Source organism: Allobosea sp. 47.2.35 (assembly GCF_024655635.1).
Taxonomy (GTDB): domain Bacteria; phylum Pseudomonadota; class Alphaproteobacteria; order Rhizobiales; family Beijerinckiaceae; genus Allobosea.
In genome coordinates this window covers 18442-36597 of sequence record NZ_JANLGI010000014.1, presented here as the reverse complement: position 1 = coordinate 36597, position 18156 = coordinate 18442, and the positions used below count along the sequence as shown (strand labels likewise).

At 68.0% G+C, this 18156-nt stretch carries 15 protein-coding genes; 11 read left to right on the top strand and 4 right to left on the bottom strand.

Features of this window, described 5'->3' with window-relative positions; all coding sequences use genetic code 11:
* Positions 1 to 26: 26 nt before the first annotated feature.
* The 3 genes from NUV79_RS17215 to NUV79_RS17205 all read left to right on the top strand — a co-directional run bounded on the left by NUV79_RS17215 (position 27) and on the right by NUV79_RS17205 (position 2742).
* Positions 27 to 1409: a leucyl aminopeptidase family protein gene (locus NUV79_RS17215; RefSeq protein WP_257734328.1), complete on the top strand. Its 1383-nt coding sequence runs from the start codon at positions 27 to 29 to the stop codon at positions 1407 to 1409.
* A gap of 80 nt (positions 1410 to 1489) precedes the next feature.
* Positions 1490 to 1843, top strand: a complete 354-nt coding sequence (locus NUV79_RS17210) for a MarR family winged helix-turn-helix transcriptional regulator (protein WP_257734327.1) — start codon at positions 1490 to 1492, stop codon at positions 1841 to 1843.
* Positions 1844 to 1884: 41 nt separating this feature from the next.
* Positions 1885 to 2742 (top strand): C40 family peptidase, encoded by an 858-nt coding sequence (locus NUV79_RS17205; RefSeq protein ID WP_257734326.1) that lies wholly within the window; start codon positions 1885 to 1887, stop codon positions 2740 to 2742.
* Position 2743: 1 nt separating this feature from the next.
* Here the strand turns inward: NUV79_RS17205 and mutS are convergent, their stop codons facing one another.
* On the bottom strand, positions 2744 to 5467 hold the full coding sequence (gene mutS / locus NUV79_RS17200; RefSeq protein WP_257734325.1) for a DNA mismatch repair protein MutS: 2724 nt from the start codon (positions 5465 to 5467) through the stop codon (positions 2744 to 2746).
* Between the two features lie 101 nt (positions 5468 to 5568).
* Between mutS and NUV79_RS17195 the strand changes: the two genes are divergently transcribed.
* Together NUV79_RS17195 and NUV79_RS17190 are read left to right on the top strand one after the other, a co-directional pair.
* The gene (locus NUV79_RS17195) at positions 5569 to 7404 is read left to right on the top strand and encodes a methyl-accepting chemotaxis protein (RefSeq protein WP_257734324.1); all 1836 of its coding nucleotides are present in this window, start codon (positions 5569 to 5571) and stop codon (positions 7402 to 7404) included.
* A gap of 121 nt (positions 7405 to 7525) precedes the next feature.
* Positions 7526 to 9811 (top strand): NADP-dependent malic enzyme, encoded by a 2286-nt coding sequence (locus NUV79_RS17190; RefSeq protein WP_257734322.1) that lies wholly within the window; start codon positions 7526 to 7528, stop codon positions 9809 to 9811.
* A 123-nt stretch (positions 9812 to 9934) separates the two neighbouring features.
* Here the strand turns inward: NUV79_RS17190 and NUV79_RS17185 are convergent, their stop codons facing one another.
* Positions 9935 to 10237: a hypothetical protein gene (locus NUV79_RS17185; protein WP_047578529.1), complete on the bottom strand. Its 303-nt coding sequence runs from the start codon at positions 10235 to 10237 to the stop codon at positions 9935 to 9937.
* Between the two features lie 197 nt (positions 10238 to 10434).
* Here NUV79_RS17185 and NUV79_RS17180 point away from each other — a divergent pair, with 197 nt between their 5' ends.
* From NUV79_RS17180 to NUV79_RS17170, 3 genes are all read left to right on the top strand, one after another.
* Positions 10435 to 12192, top strand: a complete 1758-nt coding sequence (locus NUV79_RS17180; RefSeq protein WP_257734321.1) for an ABC transporter ATP-binding protein/permease — start codon at positions 10435 to 10437, stop codon at positions 12190 to 12192.
* 43 nt (positions 12193 to 12235) lie between these two features.
* Positions 12236 to 12802 (top strand): hypothetical protein, encoded by a 567-nt coding sequence (locus tag NUV79_RS17175; protein WP_257734320.1) that lies wholly within the window; start codon positions 12236 to 12238, stop codon positions 12800 to 12802.
* A gap of 190 nt (positions 12803 to 12992) precedes the next feature.
* On the top strand, positions 12993 to 13940 hold the full coding sequence (locus NUV79_RS17170; RefSeq protein WP_257734319.1) for a lysylphosphatidylglycerol synthase domain-containing protein: 948 nt from the start codon (positions 12993 to 12995) through the stop codon (positions 13938 to 13940).
* 10 nt (positions 13941 to 13950) lie between these two features.
* Here NUV79_RS17170 and NUV79_RS17165 read toward each other — a convergent pair whose 3' ends face one another.
* Positions 13951 to 14700 (bottom strand): hypothetical protein, encoded by a 750-nt coding sequence (locus NUV79_RS17165; RefSeq protein ID WP_257734318.1) that lies wholly within the window; start codon positions 14698 to 14700, stop codon positions 13951 to 13953.
* 130 nt (positions 14701 to 14830) lie between these two features.
* On the opposite strand from NUV79_RS17165, the gene NUV79_RS17160 reads away from it, so the two are divergent.
* Together NUV79_RS17160 and NUV79_RS17155 are read left to right on the top strand one after the other, a co-directional pair.
* The gene (locus NUV79_RS17160; protein ID WP_257734317.1) at positions 14831 to 15466 is read left to right on the top strand and encodes a glutathione S-transferase family protein; all 636 of its coding nucleotides are present in this window, start codon (positions 14831 to 14833) and stop codon (positions 15464 to 15466) included.
* Between the two features lie 162 nt (positions 15467 to 15628).
* Positions 15629 to 16867, top strand: a complete 1239-nt coding sequence (locus NUV79_RS17155; RefSeq protein ID WP_257734316.1) for a multidrug effflux MFS transporter — start codon at positions 15629 to 15631, stop codon at positions 16865 to 16867.
* A gap of 140 nt (positions 16868 to 17007) precedes the next feature.
* On the opposite strand, the gene NUV79_RS17150 is transcribed toward NUV79_RS17155, so the two are convergent.
* Positions 17008 to 17217, bottom strand: a complete 210-nt coding sequence (locus NUV79_RS17150; protein WP_047581044.1) for a cold-shock protein — start codon at positions 17215 to 17217, stop codon at positions 17008 to 17010.
* 215 nt (positions 17218 to 17432) lie between these two features.
* Between NUV79_RS17150 and NUV79_RS17145 the strand changes: the two genes are divergently transcribed.
* Entirely contained in the window at positions 17433 to 18119 is a 687-nt protein-coding gene (locus tag NUV79_RS17145; protein WP_257734315.1) for a fumarylacetoacetate hydrolase family protein, read from the top strand.
* The last annotated feature ends 37 nt before the right edge of the window (positions 18120 to 18156 follow it).

Below are 18156 nucleotides of genomic sequence, written 5' to 3'. Positions count from 1 at the left end.
CCTGCCCGAAATCGAAACATCGCTCCGTGCACAGCCTCCTGACCTCTTCCTCCGCCGCAGCCATTCCCGTTCATGCCGTTTCGGCCGGCACATGGCCCGCCCTTCAGAACAATCTCACCTCGGCCAACCGCAGTTTCGCCCTGGCACAGGGTTTCGCCGGACGCCCCGGCCAGCACTGCCTGTTGCCGGACCCGCAAGGAGCCCTGGCAACGGTCCTGCTCGGCATCGACGCCGCCGGGCGCCGGCCCGATCCCTTCGCGGCCGGACGCCTTGCCGCGCTGCTGCCGGCCGGCGACTACACGCTCTCGGGCGAGATCGGCGATCCCGCCCTGGCGACGCTGAGCTGGCTGCTGCAGGGCTACCGCTTCGATCGCTACCGCAAGCCAAGCCCGGCACGCGCCCGGCTGGTCATCCCCGACGGCGTCGATGGCGAAGAGATCAGCCTGATCGCCGAATCCGCGATGCTGGCGCGCGACCTCGTCAATACGCCAGCCAACGAGCTAGGCCCCGGCGAGATCGAGGCGGCGATCCGCGGACTCGCCACCGAATGCGGCGCGACCGTCACCAGCATCGTCGGCGACGACCTGATCGCCCGCAATTTCCCGATGATCCACGCGGTCGGCCGCGCCTCGACGCGCGCACCGCGGCTGGTCGACCTCGTCTGGGGCGATCCCGCCCATCCCAAGGTCACGCTGGTCGGCAAGGGCGTCGCCTTCGATACCGGCGGGCTCAACCTCAAGCCCGACGCCTCGATGCTGCTGATGAAGAAGGACATGGGCGGCGCGGCTGCAGCGATCGCGGCTGCGCGGATGATCATGCTGGCCAAGCTGCCGGTACGGTTGCGCCTGCTCGTCCCTGCCGTCGAGAACGCCGTGTCCGGCAATGCCTTCCGCCCCGGAGACGTGCTGGCCAGCCGCAAGGGCCTTTCTGTCGAGATCGGCAACACTGATGCCGAGGGTCGCCTGATCCTCGGTGACGCGCTGGCACTGGCCGACGAGGAGGCGCCGGAGTTGCTGGTCGATTTCGCGACGCTGACCGGGGCCGCCCGCACCGCCCTCGGGCCGGAATTGCCGCCCTTCTACACGCATGACGAAGGCCTTGCGGCCGCGATCGCGCGGCTCGGCATGGCCGTGAACGATCCGGTCTGGCGGCTGCCGCTCTGGCCACCTTATGACGGGCTGCTCGAGTCCAAGATCGCCGACGTCAACCACATCTCCGGCGGTGGCATGGCCGGCTCGGTCACGGCGGCCCTGTTCCTGAATCGTTTCGTCGAGAAGACGAAGGCCTACGCGCATTTCGACATCTACGCTTGGAACCCCTCGGCCAAGCCGGGGCGGCCGGAAGGCGGCGAATGCCAGGGCGCGCGGCTGATCCATGCGCTGGTGAAGCAGCTCTACCCACGCGGTTAAGGCTGATCGGCGAACGCGATTGCACGCCGGCGCCACCGCGATAATGATACGGGTCCGTAACGATCGGGACCCGTGTCTTTATGCCCCTGGAGATCAGGCCTTCGCAGGCACTCAAGCTGTGGCGGCAAGTCCATCTCGATCTGGTTCGGGACCACGATGCCGATCTTTCGGCGCGCCAGACCGCGATCCTGCTGACGGTCTATCTCGAGCTCCCGCCGCATACGGTGCGCGGCCTCGCCAGGCAGCTCGGCGTGACCAAGCCTGTGATCACACGCGCGCTCGACACGCTGGGCAAGCTCGGCCTCCTGACGCGCAAGCGCGACGAGGCCGACCGCCGCAATGTCGTGATCCAGCGCACTGTCGCGGGAGCGCTCGCCGTCGAGCGATTGGCCGATCTCGTGACCGAGCATGCCAAGGAAATCGGCGGCAGCTGAGGCCTCTCCCGGAACACCTCCCGCCAAGCTAGATTGCCGCCATGATCGCGATTCTCGACCGCCGCATCCATGCCTTCCGCCCCGACCTCGCAGCGCGCGCGCTGACGGGCCAGGTCGAGGCCTCACGCTTCGCCGACCCGCAGCCGATGCGGATCGTCGCAGACTCCGCCCCGGTGCGGCGCGAGCCGCGCCCGGACGCTCCGCTCGACACCGAAGCGCTCGCCGGTGAGCTGGTGCAGGTCTATGAGCGCGAGGAAGGCTGGGCCTGGGCGCAGCTCGCCCGTGACGGCTATGTCGGCTACATTCCCGATGATGCCTTGAGGCAGGACCAGCCCGCACCAACGCACCGCGTCGCGGGTTTGCGGACCTTCGTCTATCCCGGCCCCTCAATCAAATTGCCGCCGCTGACCGCGCTCTCGCTCGGTGCCAATGTCGCCGTGGTCGAGAGCAAGGGCGATTTCGCGGTGCTTGCCGATGGCGGCCATGTCTTCGCCGCCCATCTCGCGCCAATCGACCAGCATGAGCCGGATTTCGTCGCTGTTGCCGAGCGCTTCGTCGGCGTGCCCTATCTCTGGGGCGGCAAGACCAGCCTCGGGCTCGACTGCTCGGGGCTGACGCAGCTTAGCCTGGCAGCGGCAGGCATCGCGGCGCCGCGCGATTCCGACATGATGGAAGCGACGCTCGGCCTGCCGGTTGAACTGCGCGAGGATTTGTCGGGGCTCCAGCGCGGCGATCTCGTCTTCTGGAAGGGCCATGTCGGCATCCTGACCGACGCCACGACGCTGCTGCATGCCAGCGGGCATGTGATGAGCGTCTATCGCGAGCCGCTGCGCGAGGCGCGCGACCGCATCCGCGCCAAGAGTTTTGGCGAGATCACCAGCATCAGGCGGCTGGGCTAGCTCAACCCAATCCCTTCAGGCGGTAGAGCGCTTCCAGCGCCTCGCGCGGGGTCATCTCGTCCGGATCGATCCCGGCGAGCGCCTCGCGCAGGCCATCCGGCTCGCCTTCGACGACAACCGGCGCGGGCCGACGCTGCGGCACGGCGAAGAGCGGGAGATCGTCGACCAGCGAGGCGACCGGCTTCTCGCGCTCGGTCTTCTCCAATTCGCCGAGGATGGCACGCGCCCGCTCGACCACGGCCGGCGGCAGGCCGGCAAGCTTGGCGACCTGGATGCCGTAGGAGCGGTCGGCGGCGCCCGGCACGACCTCGTGCAGGAAGACGACCTCGCCCTTCCATTCGGTGACGCGGACGGTCGCGTTGGCGACGCGATCGAGCCGGTCTCCGAGCGCGGTGAGCTCGTGATAATGTGTCGCGAACAGACTGCGGCAGCGGTTGATCTCGTGGAGATGCTCGATCGCGGCCCAGGCGATCGAGAGACCGTCGAAGGTCGCGGTGCCGCGGCCGATCTCGTCGAGGATGACGAGCGCGCGCGGGCCGGCCTGGTTCAGGATTGCGGCGGTCTCGACCATCTCGACCATGAAGGTTGAGCGGCCGCGCGCGAGATCGTCGGCGGCGCCGACGCGCGAGAACAGCCGATCGACGATGCCGATATGCGCGGAGGTCGCCGGCACGAAGGAGCCTATCTGGGCGAGCACCGCGATCAGCGCGTTCTGGCGCAGGAAGGTCGATTTACCGGCCATGTTCGGACCGGTGATCAGGCAGATGCGACCGCCCTTGGCCTCGGTCGCAGGCGGCGACAGTTCAGTGTCGTTGGCCACGAAGGGTTTGCCATCGCGCTTCAGCGCCGCCTCGACCACGGGATGGCGGCCACGCTCGATGGTGAAGGCTGCGCCGTCGTCGACCTGCGGGCGGCTCCAGCCCTCGCGGCCGGCGAGATCGGCCAAAGCCGCGGCAACATCGAGCTCGGCCAGCGCCAAAGCGGCCGCCTTGATCGGCTCGGCCTGGGCGAGGACGGCCTCGCTGAGAGCCGCGAAGATGGCGAGTTCGAGCTTCAATGCCCGGTCGGCGGCGGAAGCGATCTTGGCTTCGAGTTCGCCGAGTTCGACCGAGGAGAAACGCATCGCGTCCGACATGGTCTGGCGATGCACGAAGGTCGCGCGCCAGGGGTCGCGCAGGAATTCCTCGCCGGCCGCCTGCGGCACCTCGACGAAATAGCCGAGCATGGCGTTGTGCTTGATGCGCAGCGTCCGGCAATTGGTCTCTGCCGCGTAGCGCGCCTGCAGCTGGGCGATGACCTTGCGCGAGTCGATCTGGAGCAGGCGCAATTCGTCGAGCGCGGGGTCGAATCCCTCGCGCACGAAACGGCCGTCGCGGCGGTTCAGCGGCAATTCGTCGGCCAGCGTCGCGTTGAGGCGCACGGGCAGGTCAGGATCGCTTTCGCCGAGAGCCCGCATGGCGCGGGCGAGTTCGACGGGCAATTCGCCACGCCGGACAAGCAAAGCGGCGATGGCCCGGGCGGCGTCGAGCCCGGCACCGAGCGCCGCGAGATCGCGCGGACCGCCACGATCGAGCGAGAGCCGCGCCAGCGCGCGAGCGACGTCCGGCACCTTCTCCAGGGCCAGGCGCAGGTCCTCGCGCAGGCCGGCATCGGCGACGAGCAATTCGACCGCATCATGGCGCGCGGCGATGGCGGCAGGATCGGTTAATGGGCCGGCGAGGCGCTCGGCCAGCAGGCGCGCGCCGCCCGGCGTCACCGTGCGGTCGATCGTGGCGAGCAGGCTGCCCTGGCGCTCGCCGCCCAGCGTGCGGGTCAGTTCGAGATTGGCGCGGGTGGCGGCGTCGATCAGCATCGTCGCCGAGCCGGCATCGCGCACCGGCGCCGAAAGCGGCGGGCGGGCGCCGAGCTGGGTGCGCTCGACATAGGCGAGCGCCGCACCGGCCGCCGCGATCTCGGCCCGGGTGAAGGCCCCGAAGGCATCGAGCGTAGCGACGCCGAAGAACTCCTTCAGGCGCCGCTCGGCCGAGGCCGCATCGAGACCGTCGCGCGCCAGCGGCGTCACCGGCACCGCGATCTCGCGCCAGAATTCCCTGAGCTCGGGATCGTCGTGGATCGCGTCCGGGCAGACGATCTCGCGCGGTTCCAGTCGCGAGAACTCGATTCCGAGCCGCTCCTGCGGCGTCTCCATCACGGTGAAGCGACCGGTCGAGATGTCGATGGCAGCCAATCCGTAGAGCGAGGCCGCTTCGCCGGTCTTGCGGCGCGCAACGGCGACGAGCAGGCTGGCGCGGCCGGGTTCGAGCAGGCGTTCCTCGGTGATGGTGCCGGGGGTGACGAGGCGCACGACGTCACGCTTCACCACCGACTTGTTGCCGCGCTTCTTCGCTTCGGCCGGGTCCTCGGTCTGCTCGCAGACGGCGACGCGATGGCCGGCGGCGATCAGGCGCTGGAGGTAGTCGTCGGCGCGCTCGACCGGCACGCCGCACATCGGGATGTCGTCGCCCTGGTGCTTGCCCCGCTTGGTCAGGACGATGCCGAGCGTGCGCGAGGCGATCTCGGCGTCCCGGAAGAACAGCTCGTAGAAATCGCCCATCCGGTAAAAGAGCAGGCAGTCGGGATTGGCGGCCTTGATCTCCACGTATTGCGCCATCATCGGCGTGACGCGATCTGCGGCGGCAGCCGGCACGGCGGAACGGGCGGATTCGGGAGAGGAGCTCTGGCGCATCGCGCCGGCACGCTAGCAAAATGTCCGGCCAAGGCCATCCGTTAGGACGGCTTTCAACAATTCAAAGCACTGTGCCGAAGCCGAATCGGGCCGGGATTTCCATGTTGCTGCTGATCAATCTCGCTCAGAGCCTGTTCTTCCTGCTGCTAGCGGGGCTGCTGCTGACCGTCGCCACGCCCCGGATTGGGGACCGCGCCTGGCTGCGTCAGGTCATCGTCGGCATCCTGTTCGCTGCGGGCGCGCTGGTCAGTATGGGCAACCCCTTCGTGCTCCAGCCGGGCCTTGTCGTCGATTCCCGCAACAGCTTCGCGATCCTCGCCGGACCGATCGGCGGACCGCTTGCCTCCGTCCTGACCGCCGCACCGCTCGTCGCGATGCGCTATCTCGGTGGCGGCGTCGGCATGGTGACGGGCATCACGGGCATTCTCGCCCGCGCGCTGATCGGCATCGCCTATGCGTTCTGGCTGGCGCGCCGCCGGCGGCCGCTCGGCATCCGCGACCTCGCGGCGCTCAGCGCCATCGACGCCATCATCCTGATCGCCTCGGTCGGCTTCATTCCCGGCGCGGCCGGCGAACGCTTCCTGCGCGAGGCCGTGCCGGTGATGATCTTGGTCGGGACGATCGGCATCTTCCTCACCGGCATCATCGTCATCAACGACAGCGAGAGGCGTGAGACGGCCTATCGGCTGCGTACGCTGATCGACCGCGCGCCCGGTACGCTCTACCAGCGGCTGGTGCGGCCGGACGGCACGATGACCTACCAGTTCGCCTCCTTCGCCATCGACAAGCTGCTGGGGATCACCAAGGAAGAGGTCGAGCGCGATCCGGAGGTCTGGCTCGGCAAGCTCCTGACCGAGGACCGGGCTCGCTTCGAGCAGCAACGCCGCGATCAGCAGGAGACCGAGACTTTCTGGCGCTTCGAGGGACGCTATCACGCGCCCGATGGCGGCATCGTCTGGCTGCGCAGCGAATCGACCAAGCGGCGCCTGCGCGACGGAACGCTGGTCTGGGACGGCATCCTGCTCGACATCACCGCCGAGAAGACCTTGGAAACCCGCCGCGGCGAGATCGAGACATTGCGCAAGACGACCCTCGACGCGCTCGCGAGCGATCTCGAACGCACCGTCGGCAAGGCGCTCGGCGATGTCGGCGCCTCGCTGCACGGCATGCATGCAGCCGCCGGCCAGATGGTCGAGAACGCCAACAAGACGACGCTGCGCGCCGAAAGCGTGACGCATGAGGCCGACAGCGCCTCGCGCCGCATCAGCAGCGTCGCGGTCGCGGCAGAGGAGATCGAGGCCTCGATCCGCGAGCTCACCCGCCAGACCAGCCATGCCGACGACACCGTCCGCGCCGCCGCATCCTATGTCCGCAGCACGCGCAGCGACGTCGCCGGGCTGACGGAGGCCGCCGACAAGGTCCGCGCCGTGCTCGACTTCATCGAGGAGATCGCGGCACGCACCAACCTGCTCGCCCTCAACGCGACGATCGAGGCCGCCCGTGCCGGTGCGGCCGGCCGCGGCTTCGCCGTGGTGGCGGGCGAGGTGAAGACGCTGGCCGAGCAGACCCAGAAGGCGACCCGCGATATCGCCGAGACGCTGGCCGATATCCGCGGCGCCGCCGCGACCGCCTTCGAGGCCGTCGCCCATATCGAAGGGACGATGACGACGATCGAGCAGACCTCGGGCGCGATCGCCGATGTCGTCAGCCGCCAGGCCGGGATCGCCTCGACCATCGCCGCCGATGCGCAGGCCGTCTCGCTGAGCGCCGATGCCGTCACCGTCAATGTCGGGGCCGTCGGCGCCGAGGCGCGTGTCACCGGCGATGCGGCTATACAGGTCGCGGACGCCGCCCGCAAGGTGGACGAGCAGGCCGAGGCGCTCGACCGCTATGTCACAGATTTCGTGCGCAGCGTGCGCAGCGCCTCGCGGGCCTGAGCGCCCGCGATACCTCTCCGCTCTGTCAAGAGTTTTGTGAAGCACTCGCCGCTTGTGATCTCGGGCGCCGCCGCCTTATGGTCGGTACCCCTCGAGGAAACGCACAAGAAAAGACGCTTCGATGAACGACCGTCCAACGACCAAGCGCGCCCGCCCGACCTTCACCGACCAGGAGGCCCTGCTGTTCCATTCGCAGGGACGGCCCGGCAAGCTGGAGGTGGTGCCGACCAAGCCGATGGCGACGCAGCGCGACCTCTCGCTGGCTTATTCGCCCGGCGTCGCCGTTCCCGTCCTGGCGATCGCGGAGGACCCGTCGCGCGCCTATGACTACACGACGCGCTCGAACCTCGTCGCCGTGATCACCAACGGCACCGCCATCCTCGGCCTCGGCAATCTCGGCGCGCTCGCCTCGAAGCCGGTGATGGAAGGCAAGTCGGTCCTGTTCAAGCGCTTCGCCGATGTCGACTCGATCGACCTCGAGGTCGATACCGAGGACCCGGACAAGTTCATCGAGGCCGTGCGCTATCTCGGCCCGTCCTTCGGCGGCATCAATCTCGAGGACATCAAGGCGCCGGAGTGCTTCATCATCGAGCAGCGCCTGCGCGAATTGATGGACATCCCCGTTTTCCATGACGACCAGCACGGCACCGCGATCATCGCCGCCGCCGGCCTGATCAATGCGCTCGACCTGACCGGGCGCGACATCAAGTCGACCAAGCTGGTCATCAACGGCGCGGGCGCGGCGGCCATCGCCTGCATCGAACTGCTCAAGGCGATGGGCTTCAAGCCCGACAACGTCATCCTCTGCGACACCAAGGGCGTGATCTACCAGGGCCGCACCGAGGGTATGAACCAGTGGAAATCGGCCCATGCGGCGGTCACCGACCGGCGCACGCTGGCCCAGGCGCTGGACGGGGCAGACGCCTTCTTCGGCCTGTCGCAGAAGGGCGCGGTGACGCCGGAGATGGTCGCCTCGATGGCGCCGAACCCGATCATCTTCGCCATGGCCAATCCCGATCCGGAGATCACACCGGAGGAGGTCCACGCCATCCGCGACGACGCGATCATGGCGACCGGCCGCTCGGACTATCCCAACCAGGTCAACAACGTCCTGGGCTTCCCCTTCATCTTCCGCGGCGCGCTCGACGTGCGCGCCACCACGATCAACATGGAGATGAAGATCGCGGCAGCCGAGTCGCTGGCGATGCTGGCGCGCGAGGACGTGCCGGATGAGGTCGCCGCCGCCTATCAGGGTTCGCGGCCACGCTACGGCAAGGACTACATCATCCCGGTGCCGTTCGATCCGCGCCTGATCCATGTCGTGCCGATGGCGGTGGCCAAGGCGGCGATGGATAGCGGCGTCGCCGGCAAGCCGATCGTCGATACCGCCGCCTACAAGGCGCAGCTCTCGGCGCGGCGCGACCCGATCGCCGGTACGCTCAACCGCATCTTCGAGCGCGTCCGGCGCTATCCGAAGCGCGTCGTCTTCGCCGAGGGCGAGGAGGAACAGGTCATCCGCGCCGCCGCTTCCTTCGTGGCGCAGGGGCTCGGCCAGGCCATCCTCGTCGGCCGCGAGGACCGCATCTCGGAGGCCGCGACCTTCCTCGGCGTCGATCTCGAGGCCAAGGGCATCTCGGTCCAGAACGCCCGCCTCTCCCACCGCAACAGCGCCTATGCGCAATATCTCTACGAGCGTCTGCAGCGGCAGGGCTATCTGTTCCGCGACTGCCAGCGCCTGATCAACCAGGACCGCAACCATTTCGCCGCGGCGATGGTGGCGCTGGGCGATGCCGATGCGATGGTGACCGGCGTCACCCGCAACTACTCGATCGCGCTGGAGGAGGTCCGCCGCGTCATCGACGAGAAGCCGGGGCACCGCGTGATCGGCGTCTCGATCGTGATCTCGCGTGACCGCACCGTGCTGGTCGCGGACACCGCGATCACCGAGATGCCGACGGCGCGGCAACTCTCGGAGATCGCGATCGAGGCCGCCGGCGTCGGCCGCAGGCTCGGCTACGAGCCGCGTGTCGCAATGCTGGCCTTCTCCAGCTTCGGCCATCCGGCCGGCGAGCGCTCGGAGAAGGTGCGCGAGGCAGTGGCGCTGCTCGACAACCAGCGCGTCGATTTCGAGTATGATGGCGAGATGGCCGCGGATGTCGCGCTCAACCGCGAGGTGATGAGCCAGTATCCGTTCTGCCGCCTGTCCGGGCCGGCGAACGTGCTGGTGATGCCGGCCTTCCACTCGGCCTCGATCTCGACCAAGCTGCTGCAGGAACTCGGCGGCGCGACCGTGATCGGCCCGCTGATCGTCGGCCTCGACAAGCCGATCCAGATCGTACCGCTTGGCGCGAAGGATTCCGACATCGTCAACATGGCCGCGCTGGCCGCCTTCAATATCGGCGGCTAAGTCGGAACACGCCTGCACACACTCGTCATGCTCGCCCTTGTGGCGGGCATCCACGTCTTGAACACCGTCCTCGACAAAGGAAGACGTGGATGGTCGGGACAGGCCCGACCATGACGAAGCGCATCAGGACGCGTTCCTCCTGCGCGTCGCGGCGGCCTTCTTCGCCGAGGCGGAGCGCTCGGCCTTCGGTCGCGCGGCAGATGCCTCGCCGCCGAGCTTGCCGCCGCGCCTGGCCGAGGCGTTCGTGTCGGGCTTGCCCCGGCCGGAGCCGGACTTGTTGCCGCCGCCGCTATCCTTGTTGACGGTCGCCCAGGCCCGGCGCTCGGCTTCCTCATGCGGGACGCCGCGCTCCTCGTAGCTCTCCTCGATATGCTCGGCCTTGCGCTTCTGCTTGTCGGTATAAGCGGATTTGTCTCCACGCGGCATGACGCACCTCCCTGCACGGATATGAGCCGAGAACGCCGGGTGCCTCGGCGCTGTTCCGGAGCGGGCCGCCCGCTCCGTTCATGTCGAGTTCATTTTCGCCCAATCAGGTTTGAGCCAGAGGAGACCGGAAAACCGGCCCTGGGGGACTAATCGCAACCGTGCTGACGCCCGACGAGACGACAGGCGCGAGATCGGACGTGCCTGGAGATCGCCAGGTCGCGCTGCGATTCGCGCGTTTGACCCGTGATTTCTGGCGCGGCGAGACCGCGCGCTGCGCTTGGCTCTGGACGCTGCTGCTGGCGGCCGGCGTCATCCTCACCGTCTTCGCCAATGTCACCGTCAACCGCTGGAACGGCTGGTTCTTCGACGCGCTGGAGCGCAAGGACGGGCACAGCGCCCTCGTCGCCATGGCGGTGTTCCCGGTGATCGTGCTGGTGGTCGCCGGGCTCGGCGTCCTCATCCTGAAATCGCGCGAGACCTTCCAGGTTCACTGGCGGCGCTGGCTCACTGCCAAGCTGGTCGATGGCTGGGTCGGCGACCGGCGCTTCTTCCGGCTCAGCCTCTCCGGCAAGGAGCCGGCCAACCCGGAATACCGGATCGCCGACGATGTCCGCTGGGCGACGGAGCCGATCGTCGATTTCGCGATGGGCCTGCTCTCCTCGGTCATCACCATCGTGATGTTCATCGAGATCCTCTGGGAGATCGGCGGCAGCCTGGACCTGAGCTGGGGCGGGAGCGAGATCACGATCCCCGCCTATCTCGTCCTCGCCGCGATCCTCTATGCCGTCATCGTGACGCTGCTGGTGACAGCCGTGGGACGGCGGCTTGCCGGGCTCATCGCCCAGCGCACGGAGAGCGAGGCCGGCCTACGCTTCGCGCTGATGCGCATCCGCGACCATGGCGAGGCGATCGCGCTCGCCCGCACCGAATCCGGCGAACGCCAGGCCGTGGCGCAGAGCCATGGCGTGCTCGTGCTGCGCTGGCTTTCCGTGATCACGCAGCGGGCGCGCCTGACCTGGATCACCAATGGCAGCAGCGCGCTGGTGCCGGTCGTGCCGCTCCTGCTGGCGGCCCCGAAATACCTCGCCGGCGAGATGACGCTGGGCGGGGTCGTGCAGGTCGCCGCCGCCTTCGTCGCCGTGCAGAACGCCTGCAACTGGCTCTTCGACAATTTCATGCGCATCGCCGAATGGCTCGCCGCCGCAAGGCGCGTCAACGAGCTCGCCGATGCTCTGGAAGAGGTCGAGCAGGAACCGCCGGCACAGGGCCTCACCGTCGAGGACGGCCCGCATGACAGCCTGCGGCTGGAGGCGGTGACGCTGCATGACGGCGCCGGCCACGCGCTCGCGGCAGGCGTCAGCTTCGTCCTGCCGGCCGGCGCGGTACTGCATGTCACCGGCGATGCCGGCTTCGCCAAGAACGCCCTGATGCAGGCCATCGCCGGGCTCTGGCAGCAGGGCGAGGGTGCGATCGTGCTGCCGCGCGGCGCCCGCGTCGCGACCGTGCCCCAGCATCTGCAATTGCCGGGGATCGGCCTGCGTCATCTTCTCCAGGGCGACCGGCCGCGCCCGGCGCCGGAGATCGCCGCCGTCTTGCGCCGGTACGGGCTATCGACCCTGACCTCGCGCCTCGATAGCGAGGAAGACTGGAACCGGAGCCTGACCCGGGCCGAGCGGCAGCGGCTCGCGCTGGCCCGGACCGAGCTGGCCGACCCCGCAATCGTCCTGCTCGACGAAGCGACGAGCGCGCTCGAGACCGATGCGGCGCTGGATGCCCTGACCGAGCTGCGCGCCGCTTTGCCGCGCGCAATCATCGTCGCCTTCGGGCAGAGTCCGGGCCTGGTGGAAAGTGCCAGCCACCGGATCGTGCTGCGCCGGATCAGGGGTGTTGCCGAGATCATCGAGCGCGAAGGCTTCGCCGAGCCTCGCATCGCCGCGATCAGCGAAGCCCGCTGACCGGGATCGCCATCCGAAAACCCGTTCAAAGAGGAGAAACACCGTGAAGATGAATATCTGGGATGCGTTCTGGGGCCTCGAGATCGAGCAATGCCCCTGCGACGTGCATTTCGTCGAATGGCTGGAGCAGGAGAAGCTCAGCGGCAAGCGCATCTATCATTTCGGCACCGGCGGGCATCACTATGTCGGCCTGCGCTGCGCCGAGCCGCATCTCGACAGCACGGTGCTGGGCATCACCGCCTCGCCGCAGGAATACGAGTCCTTCATCAAGCTCGCGACCGACAATCCCAACGTCACCAAGACCTACAGCGCCTATTTCGGCGACATCTACACCAGCAATGCCCGCCTGCTGCCGCGCTTCGATATCGTGACGATGTTCCATACCGGCGAATTCCGCGGCGAGGCCAACGACGCCTATGGCGCCTTGACCGACCGCGAGGTGATCGACCTCTTCACCGCGCAGACCGACAAGGGCGGCTATATCCTGTTCTACAAGGGCTCCTACGCCTATGACGTGGCCGAGCGCCTGATCCCGGACTGGATGAAGGCGATGCCGGTCGAGGAGGTCGAGGGCTTCAAGACCCTGCGCATCTTCCGCAAGACGGCCTGAGCCACGCTCCAGCCGCGCACGAAACCGGGTTCCCTCATGCGGCCTATTCGCCGCAGCGGCTTGTGCATTGCCGCCAAGGCGCTATCTGTCGGACGGGGCTCGCCCGAGCCCTGCCCGCCACCGCGCCGCCGCATCCCGCGGCATCGCGCAACCCCGAGAGTGCATGTCCTTCGGCCAGCATGAGCCCGGAATGCCCCTGCGCAAGCGCAGCCGCTGGTGGTGGCTCGGCCCGCTGGCGAGCGTCGTCATCTTCGGCGCCTCGCTGGTCGTGCTCTGGCACATCATCAGCGGGATGGAGCCCGGCCAGCTCGCCGGCGCCTTCGAGAATGCGAGCCTGCGCCAGCTCGGCCTCGCCATCGCCTTCACCGCGCTGAGCTATCTGCTGCTCACCGGCTACGACGCGCTGGCATTGCGGCGGCTCGGCCTCTCGATCCCCTACCGCACCACGGCGCTGGGCTCCTTCACCAGCTATTCCGTCTCGTTCACGCTCGGCTTCCCGATCGTGACCGGAGGGACGGTGCGCTACTGGATCTATTCGCCGAAAGGCGTCAGGGCGTCCGAGGTCGCGAGCCTGACCGTGATCGCCGGCATCACCTTCTGGCTCGGGCTCGGCGCCATCCTCTGCGCCAGCCTGTTCTACGCCTCCGAGGCGGTCGCGATGCTGGCGCGGACCTCGCCACTGATCGTCCAGGTCGTCGGCGGGCTCGTCGGCCTCGGCATCCTCGGCTATCTCGCCTGGATCGCGACGGACGAGCGCACGATCCGCGTGCGTGGCTGGAACCTGCATCTGCCGGGCCTCGGCACCACGCTCGGCCAGATGGCGCTCGGTGCCTGCGAGGTCTGCGCGGCGGCTGCCGTGCTCTTCGTGCTGCTGCCCGGCGGCTACGGCCTGGAATATCCGACCTTCCTCGCCGCCTATATCTTCGCCTGCCTGATCGGCATCGCCAGCCACGCTCCGGGCGGGCTCGGCGTCTTCGAGGCGACGATGCTGGTCGCGCTCAACCGCTTTCCCTATGAGCAGGTGCTGGGCGCGCTGCTGATCTTCCGGGTGGTCTACTACATCCTGCCCTTCATCCTGGCGCTGGTGCTGCTGGCGCTGAACGAGATGATTCGCCGCATCCGCCGCCACGAGACCTGAGGGCGCAGCCCTATTTCATCGCGACGACGATCAGCATGAAAGCCAGCATCAGCAGGAGCAGACGGAAGCTCCAGTTGATCCGGCGCAACTCATCGGCAGCGCTTTCCTGCCAATCTTCCTCGACCTCATGGGCAGGATGCGGCACGGGATCGGGTGCCGGCGTGGCTTCCACAGCTGCCGGGAGCGGCCGAGGCCGCCACTCGATCGTCTCGATGAAACCGCGCGCGGGCTGGGTGGAGCGACCATCGGCATCCAGGCCGAGATACCAGTCGAGCGACTCGCCGATGGCGCGCCCGCGATCTTCCTCGCGGATCCAGAGGCTGGTCGTGGCACTGAGCGAAAGCTCCTGCGCCAGGCCGGAGAGCAGATCGGTTTTCAGCGCCTCGAACACGGCCGGCGCCAGAAAAGCCTCGGCGAATGGCAGCGCCTCGCCGCCCTCGTCGCGATAGCCGAGCATCAGGAGAAGGCGCGGCTGATCGCCGGCCTGCGACAGCGGGCGCAAGGTCAGTCCGATCGTGCCGGCCTCGCCCTCGAAGCCAGCCCGGCGCAAGCCGCCACCGACGACCATCGCCTCGGCAAGAAAGCGCCGGTTGTCCTCAAGCCTGCCATCGCGGCTCTCGAAGCCGCTGGCGAAGCGCAGGCCGGAAGCCGATAGTCGGAAACGCCGGCTCGCGTCCTGCACGTAACGGGTCGACAGTCCTTCGATCGACAGCCGCCCGTCACTGACGGAAACGCTGCGCGCCACGCGTGATTCGTCCATATCCTCGTCCTGCTTCGCGGCGACGATAACAGCTTGGACGGGCTGCGTCAGGCAAGCAGGCTCCTGACACCGTCACGCCGATGCCGCAGGGTAGAGACATCCTCGGCCGATCAAGGAGGCAAAAAAGACGATGGCAGACGAACTCGTGCTCTATACGAACCCGATGTCGCGCGGGCGCATCGCGCGCTGGATGATGGAGGAGATCGGCGAGCCCTACCGTGCCGAGGTCGTCGGCTTCGGCGAACCGATGAAAGGCGCCACCTACAAGGCGATCAACCCGATGGGCAAGGTGCCGGCGCTGGTCCATGGCGACATGGTCGTCACCGAATGCGCCGCGATCTGCGCCTATATGGCCGATGCCTTCCCGCAGGCCGGACTCGCACCCGCGCCGGGCAGCCCGCTGCGCGGCCCCTATTACCGCTGGATGTTCTTCGCCGCCGGCCCGGTCGAGGCCGCCGTCAGCCACAAGGCCTTCGGCATGGAAGTTCCGGCCGACCGGGCACGCTCGATCGGCTATGGCACCTATGCCGATGCGATGGACACGCTCGAATACGCGGTGACCCGCAGCGACTACCTGACCGGAGACCGCTTCAGCGCGGCGGATGTCTATGTCGGCTCGCAGGTCCTGTGGGGGATGCAGTTCGGGACGATCGAGAAGCGGCCGGCCTTCGAGGCCTATGGTGCCCGCATCTCCGCACGGCCGGCGGCCAGGCGCGCCGTCGAGATCGACGATGCGCTGATGGCCGCGATGCAGAAGCAGGGCTAGGCGCGCCTCCGAAGCGCCGGGAAACGCGCCCGGCGCATGGCCCATGGCCAGCTGGACCGGTTGCCGCGCGCGACCGGCAGGGCTAATCCTGCAGGCAGAATCTTGCCCGCCGCTGCCGCATGACCGCAGCCGCCGGGTCTCGCCAGCCAGTTCGCGATCGCCATGAACGACATGTCCGCCCTAGCCCGGCCGCGCCACGGCATGGGCTTCTACCCCTTCGTGGGCCTGACCGCCGCCTTGATGGCGACGAACGCGCTCGCCATCGATTCCATGCTGCCGGCCCTGCCGCAGATGGCCGAGGCGCTCGGCATCGCCGAGGCCAACCAGCGGCAATGGATCATCACCGCCTATCTGCTCGGCTTCGGCGTCTCGCAGATCTTCTACGGCACGATCTCCGATCGCTACGGGCGGCGCCCGGTGCTGCTCGTTGGCCTCGCCATCTATGTCGTCGCCAGCATCGCCGCCGCCTTCGCCGGCTCGTTCGAGGCGATGATGGCGGCCCGTGTGCTGCAGGGCGTCGGCGCGGCCGCGACCCGCGTGCTCGTCGTCTCGATCGTGCGCGACTGCTATTCCGGCCGCGAGATGGCGCGCGTCATGTCGCTCGCCATGATCGTCTTCCTGGCCGTGCCGATCCTGGCGCCCTCGATCGGGCAGGCGATCCTCTGGATCGCGCCCTGGCGCTGGATTTTTGGCGTGCTGACCAGCTTCGGCGCCGTCGTGATGCTCTGGGTCCTCGTGAAGCTGCCCGAGACCCAGCATCCGGAGGACCGCAAGCCGATCGAGCCGGCGAGCGTGCTCGCCTCCTTCCGCACCACGCTGACCAGCCGCATCGGCGTCGGCTACATGTTGGCCATGGCCTTCGTGCTCGGCGGGCTGTTCGGCTTCATCAACTCGGCGCAGCAGGTCTTCGTCGACGTCTTCCATGCGCCGGAGCTGTTCACCACGATCTTCGCGCTGATCGCGATGTTCATGGCGGCCTCCTCGCTGCTGAATTCGCGCATCGTCGGCAGGCTCGGCATGCGCCGTGTCTCGCATGGCGCCTTGCTCGGCTATATCGCGCTGACCAGCCTCCATGCGCTGGTGGCGCTCGCCGGCCATGAATCGCTCTGGACCTTCGCGATCCTGCAGGGCGCTGCGATGTTCTGCTTCGGTTTGATCGGCCCGAATTTCGGGGCGATGGCGATGGAGCCGCTCGGCCATGTCGCCGGCACGGCCTCCTCGGTGCAGGGCTTCGTGACGACGGTGATCGGTGCGCTGCTCGGCTTCTATATCGGCCAGCATTTCAACGGCACGGTCGTGCCGCTGACGCTCGGCTTCTCGCTCTGCGGCATCGCGGCGCTGGTCGTCGTGCTGATCGTGGAGAAAGGCCGGCTGTTCCATCCGGCACCGGGCCGGTCCTGAGAGGGCGCACCCTCCCTCACCGCCGCCTGCGGCGACGGGCATGCCTCGAACCCGCGCCGGTCCGACCTGGACCGAACGCGATCCGCCCTAGGCTCGGGACAGGCGCCGCCTTCGCCTTCCCGTAGAACGCATGAAAACGCTCAGGTCGTCTGCAGGTTCACCGCCGAGTTCTTGCCGGTCTTGCGATCCGGCTCGAGATCGTAGCTGATCTTCTGCCCTTCGTTCAGGCCGCGCAGGCCGGCCCGCGTCACCGCGCTGATATGGACGAAGACGTCATTGCCGCCGCCATCAGGGGTGATGAAGCCGTAACCCTTGGTCTCGTTGAACCATTTCACGGTTCCCGTACTCACATTCCATTCCTTCCATAGGCTCGCCGGTCCCCCCGGCACGGCACTGTAGGGAGCAAATCGCCCTGCTTGCAACGACGCGCCGCACAACGCGTGTCGCGCCTGCGAAAAGCGCGCCGCAATGCCTCCCGCGCAGGCCCGCCGCAGCGGGAAGCCGCTTGCGGTCCGGGCGCCGCTCGCCCATGAACGGCGCAAGGCTAGATCGAGGGAGCAGCAGAATGAGCAATTATGTGATCGACCCGCCGGCCGTGACGGCCGTTCCGGTCGCAGGCGGCGGCTCCTTCCCGGTCAGGCGCATCTTCTGCGTCGGCCGCAACTATGCCGAACATGCCCGCGAGATGGGCCATGACCCCGATCGCGAGGACCCGTTCTTCTTCACCAAGCCGGCCGATGCTCTGCTGATCAACGGCGCCGACATGCCCTATCCCAGCAAGACCAGCGATCTCCATCACGAGATGGAGCTCGTCGTCGCGATCGGCAGCGGCGGCAAGGACATCCCGGAATCCGAGGCGCTGGCCCATGTCTATGGCTATGCCGCCGGGCTCGACATGACCCGCCGCGACCTGCAGGCCGCCGCCAAGAAGGCCGGGCGTCCCTGGGACATGGCGAAGGGTTTCGATCTTTCCGGGCCGATCGGCGAGATCGTGCCGGCGAGCCATGCCGGCCATCCCTCCGCCGGCAAGATCGAGCTCACCGTCAACGGCGTCGTGCGCCAGACCTCCGACCTCGCCAAGCAGATCTGGAATGTCGAGGAGACGATCGCCTATCTCTCCGGCCTCGTCGAACTGAAGCCGGGCGACCTGATCTTCACGGGCACGCCGGAAGGCGTCGCCGCCGTGAACAAGGGCGACGTGCTCGAAGGCGTGATCGCCGGCGTCGGCACCGTCCGCACCCGCATCGCCTGACCAGACCGATTTTGATTTCGCATCGGCTTTTTCCGAA